The sequence below is a fragment of the Arboricoccus pini genome (assembly GCF_900187945.1).
In the GTDB taxonomy this organism is placed as follows: domain Bacteria; phylum Pseudomonadota; class Alphaproteobacteria; order Geminicoccales; family Geminicoccaceae; genus Arboricoccus; species Arboricoccus pini.
In genome coordinates this window covers 330,450-342,042 of the sequence record NZ_FYEH01000004.1, presented here as the reverse complement: position 1 = coordinate 342,042, position 11,593 = coordinate 330,450, and the positions used below count along the sequence as shown (strand labels likewise).

Sequence of the window (11,593 nt, the reverse complement as noted above, 5' to 3'; positions counted from 1 at the left end):
CCTTCGCCCAGGCCGCCTTGAACGTCGACGAAGCCGAACTCGTCGAACTCTTCCTCAACCTAGCCAAACCAGTCGATTGAGAACTTACAACGCGCGGGTTGCAGCCGGCATCGTCAGGACGACATTGCAGGCGGACGGGATGCCTTCAGGCCACGAGGCTGTCGAGCACGGGTGGCTCATATGATTTGTCCCGAAAGAATGCGCAGCGGATGCCCGAGAGCCCCATGAGCACGTCCTGCCTGGTCTCCTCACTCGTTATCGCGCTGACATAGGGTAGGGCTTGATCCAACGCGGCAAGAAGATCCTTCGGGGGATCGAGTTGGCGTCGTTGTCTCGCGCAAGCACGGTAATAGGCGGCAATGTGCACGAGCACGGCATCGATCGCCTGTCTGGCACCCCGTTGCAGTCGCCCGCGGGCCCGGCAGATATCGATGACATTCAGTCCGACGCGGATCTCCCGCATCGGATCTATGCGAGCAAGATCTCTGGCCTGGGCGACCGAAGAGAGCCTGGGCGCCAGCATGCCTATGCGGTCCAGCATAAGACCCAGGAAGCGGGCGCGATCGATCGGGCGCCGCTGCTCCGCTGCGATCGCAGTTGCAAGCCATACCTTGCGCAGCAAGCGTTGCGTCCCCCAGCCAGCTCCCACCGAACGGCCGATTTGAGTGACGATCGCCGCTGTAAGGAGGCCCAGGAAGGTCGCCATGGAGCTGTTCAGCGAACTGACGAAATCGGGGGGAAGATTATTCTGGAGCGCCATCAAGGATGGCAGGTTGGCTGCCCCGGCCAGACCCACGAGAAAGGTCGCCGGGCGTGCAGCCAGAGCGCCGAAAATGAGGAGAGGCGGCGCTATGGCTAAGACCAGGATCTCGAAGTTCTCGACGCGCGGGAGAATGAAGCCCGTGTAGAAGAGTGCGATCACGGCGGCCATCAAGGTCAAGCGCGAAAAGGTCAGAATCATGGGGGCAGGGTTGTCCAGCGTCGCGAAAATGCTGCAGCCCACGGCAGCCATCATGGCGGCACTGGCGCCCTCCGGCCATCCGGTTGCGATCCAGAAAAAACAGATCAGGCCCACGGCCGAAGCGGTCGCAATCGCGGACCAGAGCGCCATCAAGGGGTCCCGATGCCGGGCATTTGCCACGCCGCGCTCGGGATTGAAGCGCATCTTCTGGCTCGACCTGATGTTCCCCGTCATGATTTGGCTGCGAAGCATTCGCAGATCCGCGCCCAACTCAACCAGGTCCCGATAACGTTCGGTGAGCCCGATGCGCATGACGTCCGACCACCCGCCGTCACGGGGCGCTGCGGCGGCGGCCCGGATTTTCATAAGGAGCCGGTCCGTCGCTGCTTGCGGCAGGTCCGGCCCGGCCTCTACCCAGGCGATAATTTCCTCCCGAAGGCTTCGCAAGGTGGCGTCTTCGCCGGCCTCGCTTGCCAGCCGGTCGCCAAGCGAGCTCAGGAGCGGCATAAGGACGAGCATGCGCGTGCGCAGCGCCTGGATTTGCCGCACCAAAGTCGGTCCGACGCTACGATCATAGCCCAAATGCGTGGCCAGCATGTCAATCTCGACCGCATCCGCTGCCAGTTGACGGCGGCTTGCAAAGGTCTCGTCGTCGGCCTGCCGGCCATTCAAGACGTCACGGCACCAGGTGCCGGCATTGTCGAGCCACCGGCCGATCAGGCTGCCGACGGCGCTACTGACCGGGCGTGGGAATACCAGCATCGAGACCACGGAGGCGCAGCCGATGCCGAGAAAGATTTCCTCGACGCGCCATGATGCCGTGTCCCAGATCACGTGGGGGTCTTGCACCGAGGGGAGGCCGATGATGGCGGCCGAATATCCCGCCAGCATGAAGATGTAGCTACGAGGCGTGCGGTCCTGAAGGGAGATGAACAGGCAAAGCCCGGTCCAGGTCGCCAGCGCGAGCGTCATCAGCTCCGGTGAACCTACAAAATTCGGCACGATCGCCAGAGCGGCGATGGCGCCTATCAACGTACCGGAAAAGCGAAAGACAGCCTTGGAAGTCGTGGCTCCCGCCAAGGGATGCATCGCCACATAGACCGTCGTCATGGCCCAATAGGGACGCGGCAGGCCCATGGCGAGGCCGATATAGAGTGCGAGCACCGCCGCAAAGTAAGCCTTGAGTGAGAAGAACCAATCGCTCCAGCTCGGTAGTCGCATGACGGTCGCTCGGTTCTTAGACGTGCACGTTGTTCATCTGGCCGGATGGATTGCATGCGGATAGATGGCATGCAAGGTAATTATTGACACTTGCCCGCGTCCATTCCATCGACGCTCCGTTGATCCATCAGCAGGAACGAGGCCTGAACGTGCCATGCCGTCGCGGAGTGCTGTCAATCTCGAGTTCTTTGTTGTCAATGCCAGCCTTGGCCGCGTCTGGCGGCGGCGTGCGAACGAGCTGCTTCGAGACTTCAACCTGTCACACGCTCAGGCCTGGCCCCTTGTCTTGTTGCATAGGGCAGGGAGTTCCCTGCGGGTGCAGAACTTGGCCGAGGAACTCGGATTAGACGCCTCATCGCTTGTCCGCCACCTGGACCAGCTTGTCAGGTCAGGCTTGATCACGCGTGAGGAGGATCCGCTCGACCGGCGCGCAAAGCGACTCGCTTTGACGATTGAGGGCGAGCAACTGGCCGAGCGCATCAACGCCGCGGTCAACGCCTTTCGCGACCGGATCATGGAGGGCATCACGACCGAGCAATTGGAAGCGACCCTGGATATCCTCCGCAGCCTTGAGCGACGTGTCCTGGACCCTTCGTCGGACCCATTCCGGGAAACGCCTGACCAGGAGTGAGCATCGCTTCGTCTTCCGCTCGATTCGAGCGACTGCGAGATCGTCGCCGCCCGTCTTGGCCGCCAATATCGCGTCCGGACGCGCTCGATGCTCCAGGAGAGGTCATGAGCGGTGCCGGGCCAGGTTTGAGCGCCCCGGGGGCGAGCCTGCCTCGCATGGCAATTCGCTCTGTTCGATCGACATGCGGGACCGCGTCGAGGGCCTCGCGCGAGATAAATGTGGTCGGATCTGAGCGGCGGCATGCTCCGTCACCTCGGCGGTCCCGCCCATCTCACAACCGCAAGACGCTTGGGAGCGCCGTCGACCTCGCCTGCCAGGAAGGGGCACCAAATATTAAAAAAGTGCCCGGCGAATAATGGACATTCTCCAGCTACTAAAGTCTCTATGAAGTGTCGTCGATCAAGCGGGGAATAGTGCAGATGGCCATTCGCCAGAAATTACAAAAATTCATCGGCGTGAAGGGAGTCCGGAAGCAGTTGGGTGCGATCCAGGCGGCGCTCGCGGCGCAGGAAGTGCTGGCGATCCAGGAAGCACTGGCGGTGCGGACAGTATCACCGACGGCGGACGCGCATGAGCCTGCCCCTTCGACGATGGGTGTCGACATCAATTCGCTCCGTTATGCCGACGTGATGGGCAGGCCCGGGGTGCCCGCTTCGCCACCGACGGCCATTCCACTCACGTCGGGTCTATGCACACAATCCGACTTCGCGCGCGATGCTCACCGGTATTGGATAGCGGCCATCGACCTGCCGCTCGTCCTGCATCGCAAGCATTGGGAGTTCTACTTCATCATCCAGGCGCTGCACGAACGCGGCTATCTCGTGCCTGGAAATCGAGGTCTGGGTTTTGGCGTCGGTACAGAGCCGTTGCCCGCCTTGTTCGCTGCGCACGGCTGCTCGGTCGTGGCGACCGATCAGGCAGCGGCGCAGGCGGTCGAGAGCGGTTGGACCGAGACCAACCAGCATGCATCATCCCTCCTGCAGCTTCGCCGGCCAAAAATCTGCCCGGACGAAGAACTCGAGCGGCTCGTCCAGGTCCGCGAGGCCGACATGAACGACATCCCGCGTGATCTGGACGGCAGTTTCGACTTTTGCTGGTCTGCCTGTTGTTTCGAACATCTAGGCTCACTTGCTGCCGGTGCCGATTTTGTCGAGAACTCGCTGCGGACGCTCCGTCCCGGCGGGATCGCAGTGCATACGACCGAGTTCAATCTGTCGTCCAACGAAGACACCCTGGAAACGCCGCCGCTTTCTCTCTTCCGGAAGCGGGACATCGAGGCGCTGGCAAGCCGCCTTGAAACTCAAGGCCACCATGTAGCGCCGATCGACTGGAATCGTGGCGACGGCCTCCTCGATGGTCACGTCGACCTGCCACCGTTCAGCCATGAGCCGCATTTGCGCGTTCGCCTGGCTGAGTATGACTGCACCTCGATCGGACTGATCGTCACGCGAAAGGCCTAGATGCCGTCTCCGCTCAGCCCGCGCGCATCTCGACGGATGTGGGTTGCTGGGGCATGGGCCGGCAGGGCCGAGCACTGATCATGGCGGTTCATTTTTGCGTCGTGGGCAGGAATGATTGACGAACGATCTGGTCTGCCTCTAGAAACCCCTTCGCCGGAGGGGTGGCCGAGAGGCTGAAGGCGGCGGTTTGCTAAACCGTTATAGGGCCTTAAAGCCCTATCGTGGGTTCGAATCCCATCCCCTCCGCCAAACGTCGCCGATTACACGCTAGGGCGCGATATTCTGCGCGATGGCTACTCAAACGCCGCCGATTACCGCAGCGACTTGGCTTGGATCGGCTTGTCTCAGCCCGATGATGCAATGCCTGGTATGCGAGCAATCTCTACGACCAGGTAATTGATCAGCAGCCGGACGCGGGCGACGCCCGCCCGTTCCGGAACGATGAGCATGTTCAGCGGAACAGTGGCGAACGAATAGTCCGGGAGCAGAACCTCCAACCGGCCGTCCGCTAGAAGATCCTCGACAAGCCAGAGATGGGCAGGGCCGATGCCGCGACCGGCGACGAAGGCTTCCCTAGCGGCAAGCCCATGATCGACGCTCAGACGTCCGCCGAAGGCAACGGAACAGCGCTCGCCGTCCGGTCCCCGCAAAACCAGGACATCGCTCCCTGCAATATTCGACATGCGAATGCCGTTGTGCGCAGATAAATCATTTGGGCTGGTCGGTCTCCCCCGAGACGCCAGATAGCTCGGCGCGGCAACCAGAACTCGCCGGCTTTCACCGAGCGCCCGGAGCTTCATCGAGCTGTCGGTCAGCGGCCCCAGACGAACCGCAATGTCGACGCCGTCGCGAACGAGGTCGATCCGCTCATCGGTCAGGCTAAGATCGATGCGGATATCGGGATAGCGATCCTGAAACGCGAAGATCAGGCGACCGATGTGGCGAACGCCGAGCGCCGCCGTGCACGACAGGCGGATTGTCCCGGCGGGAGTGCCGCGCGTGTCGCGCACTTCTTCGCCGGCCTCCTCAACGAGGCGAAGAATGTGGAGGCAATTCGCGTAGTAGCGGCTGCCTTCGTCGGTCAGGGTGACGCGCCGCGTCGTTCGGCTGAGCAGCGATGAGCCCACGGCCTCCTCCAGTTCTCGTACATGGCGTGTCACGGTCGATTGGCCAGCCCCGAGTTCCCGGGCGACGGCGGATAAACTCCCGCGCTCAGCCACGCGAACGAAGGTGCGCATCCGCTCGAGCGTGACGTCCGATCTATCCATTATTCGGCAATATCCTATTCATTTCCGATATATACCGGAGCAATTGCGTTTCGCCTACCTTGGAACCGATTTCACGCACTCGGATCGGCGCCCCTATGAAAGTTCTGCTTGTTTTCGCTCATCCCGAGCCACGCTCCCTGGGTGGAGCGCTCCGCGATATCGCCGTTCAGGAACTCACGGCGCAAGGCCATGAGGTTCAGGTTTCCGACCTCTATGCCATGCGCTGGAAATCGGAGGTCGACCGCGCGGACTTTCCGTCTCTGGCTCCCGGCGCCCGATTAAAGGTTGCTGGAGCGTCCGGGGAAGCCTTTGTGGCTGCGGCCCTGACCGATGACGTCAGGGCCGAGCAGGAAAAACTCAAATGGGCCGATGCCCTGATCCTCCAGTTTCCGCTCTGGTGGTATTCGATGCCGGCGATCCTCAAAGGCTGGGTCGATCGCGTTTACGCCTATGGTTTCGCCTACGGTGTGGGCGAACACAGCGACAGTCACTGGGGTGACCGTTTCGGCGAAGGTCTCTTCACGGGGAAGCGCGCCATGCTGATCGTGACGACTGGCGGCTGGAGGGAACACTACTCCAGCCGCGGCATCAACGGCCCGATCGACGATCTCCTGTTCCCGATCAATCATGGCGTTCTCTATTATCCGGGCTTCGACGTCCTGCCGCCCTTTGTCGCCTACAGAGTAGATCGCCTCGATGAGGCGGGGTTCGCCGTCGTCGTCGACGGCTTGCGGGAGCGGATGCAGACGTTGACGACGACGTCTCCAATCTCCTATCGGCGTCAGAACGGCGGAGACTATCTTATCCCGAGCCTTCAACTCCGCCCCGGTTTGGGCCGTCCAGGCGAAGCTGGATTCGCCCTTCATCTTCGTGAGAACGTCGTATGAGCAAGAGTATCGCCGGATCCGACATTTAAGGCGTTGCAATCGCAACGCTGGCAGACGGGATTGCGACGAGATTTCTCGTTAGTCAGTAAAAGGCGGCATTAGAGGGCTATAGCGTTGACGTAGTACTCATCTTCGTCGGGCGTGCCCCGCCATTCAAACTTTTTATTATGAATCAAGTGCTCAGGTGATATTTCATCGAGCTGGTAGGGCTGTTCGGTATTAAGGCCGATAGCCGCCTGGGCGTTGTCATGGGCTCCGCTTGGCTCCTTGCGCGTCCCATGGCGTTTTTCTGACTTGAGCAGTCCGCGTTGTCGGTGCGCAGCCGGACGCGCAAGAGTACGATTTTTTCCATCGAAATCGTCGTCAGCCTCATAGGCGTCGAAATGCCGGCCGCGTTCCCGACGTTCGTCGGCCTGTGCTATTTCTGCTTCGTCTGTCATTATATCATCCCGCCGTGTACATCAGCCGAATCAATGCCGTTGATGGCAAAATGCGAGAATATCAGTCCTACGTTCTCTCGCCACTAAGTATTGCGAATAATGTAAATACGTAAATTCACAGTTAATGATGGTATCATTATATCTTATCCGTGAATTAAAAATGTGATTATTAGATTATATAGTAGATTGTGTTTTATTTTATTTTCGAAAATACACATTCATAAAAAATAATAAATAAACTGACTTCTAAGATTTTATTATTTCAGATATTGATATGGTTGCCGGAGCTGTAACCTCATTTGAGGGCTTTGGCGGTTTTCAGGGCGGCGTTCCCGTCCGTCATAGGATGGTCGCAGATCCAGCGCGCCGCGTGGAACCGATGCCGACGACGTTGCATGAGCAGGGGCATTGGATGCTGTGGCCGCCTGTCGCTGTGCCGCCTTTCTCCAGGCTAGTTATCGGTTCCGCGTGAAGGTTGGCGCAAGGCTGATCGGCACTAGGGATGTTGCCCGGGCATTAGCTGCTCGCCCGGCGTTGAGACACGCCATGCGAGCATCATTTTGATAACCCCAAAGAGAGTAAAATTAGACTGGGATCGTGAAAATCACTAGCATTTCCGACAAACAGACGAGGTGGCCGTGAACCGAAGAGATCTTCTGATCGCCTTCTTTGGCGTGATTGCATCAGAGGGGGGAGTCAGCGTCCCCGCGTGGGCCGATCGAGACAAACGGCGGGATGAACCACCCCCGCCACCCAGGCATCGTAGACGCCGCCGTCATCGTCGAAAGCGACCACTACCACCACCGCCGCCGCCGCGTGACCAGCCAATGTTGGAAGGGCGGCCTCGACGTTAGCCACGCAGTTGGAAAAATGCGGGCGTCTACGGCGTGGCCGACGGGGCGTAATTGGCTCGGCCGTTATGGTCGGGCAACCCCTGGCCTCGAAGGGTGAGTGTTGTATAACGCATGTCCGCATGCAAAATTACAGTCCTTAGATACGCGGGACTCGCCTTGATTTGCCGGCGGTCGGGCCAGGCGCCAATGATCCCCTAACGTATTGCATATTTTCTGAGCGTTACTTAGGATCTTTTGTCGAAATAAGAAGTACCATGCCGTCGAACGGCAATACGTGATCAATGTTAGTCTTCGCCAATTCAGCCTGAGCGGATGAGCCAACGATGCGTGTCATAAAGAGGGGTGAGTGCTGGCGCTACGTACCGCGAGGAATGGATGACAAATGTTTTGCTTGGTGATGCGCCCATTGCAGCTATTGGCGCTGAGCGAGACGTTACGCTAGGTGCCGACTTCGTATTTAAGGTTGGACTGGCAATGAGACGGTGTTTTAAGGCCCTGTTGTCTATTTTCGGATGGTGTTTTGCTGTGCATTTGATGGGTATCTCTTCAATTCATGCGCAGCAATATACCTGTGTCGTAGACGACGATGGACGAAAGCTATTTGACGACATCACAGTCCAATGTCATGTTGGGGACGCATTACTTATCGTAGTGCCGTTCAAAATTCGTCAGCCTACCGTAGATATTTCCCGTTTTTGCGACTTCTCCAAATCAATCATAATCTTTCCAAGCAGAAGTCTGAATGACCGCGATGGCCAGACGACTATATCCTGCGTGTTTGCCGGTGAAAGGGCCATGCGAAATGACTAGCCTCATCCGCGACAGACGAGGAAATTTGCCGTCCGGGTGCGTCGGCATTAGCGGCCTGGTCAGCCTGGACCTCAGGGAGCAGGGGCTTGCAGCGGAGCCGCACCACGATCCGGACTAGCGGACGTGAGAGGATCGGGGGGGCGGATTTCAGGCTCGCCTTTGCCTCTGGTTCGCATAACGACTGGCAAACTTCGGGCTGAGTTGCTGCTTGCGTTGACGCTTGAGCTTTCGGCGGCGGTCCCGGCAGCAGGGTAGTTTCTGTTCTCCTGAGGGCGCCCAGGAGGTGCTACAAATGACACAGAGCCAGAACGCAGTAGCGATCTCTCGTTCATGAGTCGCCTCGCAAGATCTCGTCGTCGACGGCATCCTCAACGGGGTGACCGCTGTGGTGGCGATCTCATATGCCTGGAGGCGGAACCAGAAGAGGAAGGCGATACGGCAGTCTCTTAGGCACGCTGCCAACCATTCGGCGGCAAACACTCTTTGCGTGACGGATTTGGGCTGTGCTTCTCGGTGTTCTGTCTGTCGATCGACCCAATGGCGGGCGGATTCTCACGGATTTGTGCCGTGCCAAGGGCCATGAAAGTATCAATAGGGTTGAGGGGGCCGTCCTATGGTTATCGCTCTTGGATATGGCATATAAAGGTAAGATATGAGTGAACCGTCTCTCTTTATTTTATATGCTTTCGGACACCATAATCTGATGTTCGACATCGACGATCATGGCGTCGAGCCCCCGAGGACGGTTATTTTCCATGACGTGGACGACGTTCGTCGCCACAACCTCCGCCGGATGACTAAGCGCGACATCCACAGATCCCTGTAGAAGATGTGTCCTGGTTTTTTCTGACAGCTCGGTACTGACCAGCGTCATATCGGTCAGATGCTGGTCTTGCAGTGCTTGGATGACCCCATCGATGCCGCCGCCTGCCATAAAGAGCCCGCTTAGATTCGGTTGGATCCGCAGGATGTCGCGGGTCAACGCATAGGCCTGCTCAACGTTCTCTTCTGTTTCACGAGGTGCGAGAATGTCGATCTTGCTGCCTTTTTGGCTCAAATATTGGCGAAAACCCGATTCATAGAGGCATTGGGCGGTATAATCCGATGAGCCGAGCAACACGGCGACCCGGCCGCCTGTTGGCAGCAGACGGTGCATGAACCAGCCGGCACTCCGGCCGAGTTTGGTGGCATTGGCGCCGACAAACCCAGCCCTGGCTGGAGTCGATAGATCAGACAGCATGGCCCAGAATGGCACATTCGCCTTGGCAAGCTTCTCGACGGCAGCATTGACCATCGGATGATCGATGCAGACGCCGGCCAGGGCGTCACAATCCTCGCCGAGCCTCAGGATGGCGTCGGCGGTGCCCTTGGGCGATAGGTCCTCGAGATGAATGACCACCGCCTGGCCGTGAATCCGGGGTGACGATGTTACATTATGGATCAGGAGCGATGCCAGACGAGCATAGAGATAGCGATCTCGTCGGTTCAAGATAAAGCCGAACTTGCGCTTGGGCGCGGTTTCCGCCAGTTGGCGCCTTAGACCTTGGACGGCGTGGAAGCCGATGCGTTCGGCGACACTCAGGACATGTTCTTCGGTCTGGCGCTGCACAGGGCCGCGCCGGTTCATGATCCGGTCGATCGTGGAGACGCTTACGCTTGCCGCGCGCGCCAGGTCCGCGATCGTAATTCGTTTCGACATGCCAGGCCCTCGAGCGTGCGGGACGCGCTACCCGCACACTCGGCATATTCCTCCGTTCAGTGTTGCGGAAGAGGGCTTTGAGCACGCAGACTCTCGCGCAGACGCCCGACCTCCGCTGCTTCGACCGGTGCTGCGCTATTGCCCCAGCTATTGCGGATGTAATCGAGCGTCTCTGCGATCTGCCGATCATCCATCTTCCAGGCAAAAGACGGCATCCCCGCACCTGTGATTTTCGCATGCGTCGATGCCGCGCGTCCGCCGACCAGCATGACATGGATCAGATTGGTCGCATCGTCGGATTGCAGCGTGTGATTGCCGGCAAAAGCGGCCGTCATGCCGCCCATGCCTTCGCCAGCCACGCCATGACAGGCGGCGCAATTCACCTCATATCGCAAGGCGCCTCGCTGCATCGCGGGCGTTGTCGCCGCGATCATCGGTGGTTTTTCGTCAGTCGCGGCGGGCAGCGACTTCAAATAGGTCGCTATGGCCTGCAGATCCTCGTCGGTCATATATTGCAGCGAATGCTCAATTGCCTCGGCCATCGGTCCGGTCGCAACCGGACCGGCCTCGCCAGTCTTCAGATACTCTGTGATCTCTGCGGCCGAGCGAGCACCTAGCCCGGCATGGGGGCTAGAGGTCAGATCCGGCGCATACCAGTCGCCAAGGCGTCCACCTTGGAGATAGGCGCTGTCAATTTCGGCGCCAAGGCTGTTGCGGGGACTATGACAGGCCGAGCAGTGACCGCCGGCGTCGACCAAGTATTTACCTCGTGACTCTAACGCCGAAAGGTGATTCTCGGCAGAGAATCCGGAATTATCAAAAAAGAGGACGTCCCATCCGGCCATCACTAGACGAACATTAAAAGGGAACGGCATGCCCGCATTTTCATCGACTTTATTGGCGACTGGTTTGACGGTCGCCATATAGGCCCAGAGATCCTGCATGTCTTGATCGGTAAGCTTGGCATAGGCAGTGAAGGGCATGGCCGGATAAAGAAGGCCTTTTGAGCCTTGGCCTTGCCGAACGGCATTGAAGAAGTCGCGCGCGGTCATCTTGCCGATCCCACTCTCGCGGTCGGGCGTTATATTCGAGCTCAGCAGATCGCCGAAAGGTGTCGAGATTCGATAAGCGCCCGCAAAGACCCCCTTGTCGGCCGTGTGGCAGGCGGCGCAGTCGGCGGTGCGCATCACATATTCGCCGCGTTTGACCGCTTCGGGATCGGGCGAGGTTATATCCGCCAGGACGACCTTATCGTCGGCGACGTCGGAGCGTGCGGTGTTGAGCTTCTTCCAGGACCAGCCTCCAGCACCGATTGCGGCAACGAAAACGATGAAAGAGGTGATCTTCATCCATCTGGGCATG

At 59.0% G+C, this 11,593-nt stretch carries 9 protein-coding genes, 1 tRNA gene and 1 pseudogene; 5 read left to right on the top strand and 6 right to left on the bottom strand.

Annotated elements, in window-relative coordinates:
• Window positions 1-145 precede the first annotated feature (145 nt).
• On the bottom strand, window positions 146-2,182 hold the full coding sequence (locus tag CFB17_RS08025; protein ID WP_088560907.1) for an FUSC family protein: 2,037 nt from the start codon (window positions 2,180-2,182) through the stop codon (window positions 146-148).
• Between the two features lie 64 nt (window positions 2,183-2,246).
• On the opposite strand from CFB17_RS08025, the gene CFB17_RS08020 reads away from it, so the two are divergent.
• The 3 genes from CFB17_RS08020 (at window position 2,247) to CFB17_RS08010 (ending at window position 4,522) form a co-directional block, all read left to right on the top strand.
• Window positions 2,247-2,813, top strand: a complete 567-nt coding sequence (locus CFB17_RS08020) for a MarR family winged helix-turn-helix transcriptional regulator (RefSeq protein WP_088560905.1) — start codon at window positions 2,247-2,249, stop codon at window positions 2,811-2,813.
• Between the two features lie 419 nt (window positions 2,814-3,232).
• Window positions 3,233-4,273: an SAM-dependent methyltransferase gene (locus CFB17_RS08015; protein ID WP_088560902.1), complete on the top strand. Its 1,041-nt coding sequence runs from the start codon at window positions 3,233-3,235 to the stop codon at window positions 4,271-4,273.
• 155 nt (window positions 4,274-4,428) lie between these two features.
• Window positions 4,429-4,522: transfer RNA gene (locus CFB17_RS08010), tRNA-Ser, on the top strand.
• 95 nt (window positions 4,523-4,617) lie between these two features.
• Here the strand turns inward: CFB17_RS08010 and CFB17_RS08005 are convergent.
• Window positions 4,618-5,541, bottom strand: a complete 924-nt coding sequence (locus tag CFB17_RS08005; protein ID WP_088560900.1) for a LysR family transcriptional regulator — start codon at window positions 5,539-5,541, stop codon at window positions 4,618-4,620.
• A 95-nt stretch (window positions 5,542-5,636) separates the two neighbouring features.
• Between CFB17_RS08005 and CFB17_RS08000 the strand changes: the two genes are divergently transcribed.
• Complete coding sequence (locus tag CFB17_RS08000; RefSeq protein WP_088560899.1) at window positions 5,637-6,428, top strand: NAD(P)H-dependent oxidoreductase; 792 nt, start codon at window positions 5,637-5,639, stop codon at window positions 6,426-6,428.
• Window positions 6,429-6,526: 98 nt separating this feature from the next.
• Here the strand turns inward: CFB17_RS08000 and CFB17_RS07995 are convergent, their stop codons facing one another.
• Window positions 6,527-6,868: a hypothetical protein gene (locus CFB17_RS07995; protein WP_088560897.1), complete on the bottom strand. Its 342-nt coding sequence runs from the start codon at window positions 6,866-6,868 to the stop codon at window positions 6,527-6,529.
• A 1,229-nt stretch (window positions 6,869-8,097) separates the two neighbouring features.
• Between CFB17_RS07995 and CFB17_RS18990 the strand changes: the two genes are divergently transcribed.
• The gene (locus CFB17_RS18990; RefSeq protein ID WP_133063866.1) at window positions 8,098-8,532 is read left to right on the top strand and encodes a hypothetical protein; all 435 of its coding nucleotides are present in this window, start codon (window positions 8,098-8,100) and stop codon (window positions 8,530-8,532) included.
• Between the two features lie 676 nt (window positions 8,533-9,208).
• Here the strand turns inward: CFB17_RS18990 and CFB17_RS07990 are convergent.
• From CFB17_RS07990 to CFB17_RS07985, 3 genes and pseudogenes are all read right to left on the bottom strand, one after another.
• Complete coding sequence (locus CFB17_RS07990; protein WP_243389797.1) at window positions 9,209-9,931, bottom strand: substrate-binding domain-containing protein; 723 nt, start codon at window positions 9,929-9,931, stop codon at window positions 9,209-9,211.
• Window positions 9,932-10,096: 165 nt separating this feature from the next.
• A pseudogene (locus CFB17_RS20045) lies at window positions 10,097-10,231 on the bottom strand (LacI family DNA-binding transcriptional regulator); the annotation flags it as partial.
• 56 nt (window positions 10,232-10,287) lie between these two features.
• Window positions 10,288-11,580 carry a cytochrome c gene (locus CFB17_RS07985; protein WP_279311720.1) on the bottom strand — a complete coding sequence of 431 codons (1,293 nt, stop codon included), beginning with the start codon at window positions 11,578-11,580 and terminating at the stop codon, window positions 10,288-10,290.
• Window positions 11,581-11,593: the final 13 nt, after the last annotated feature.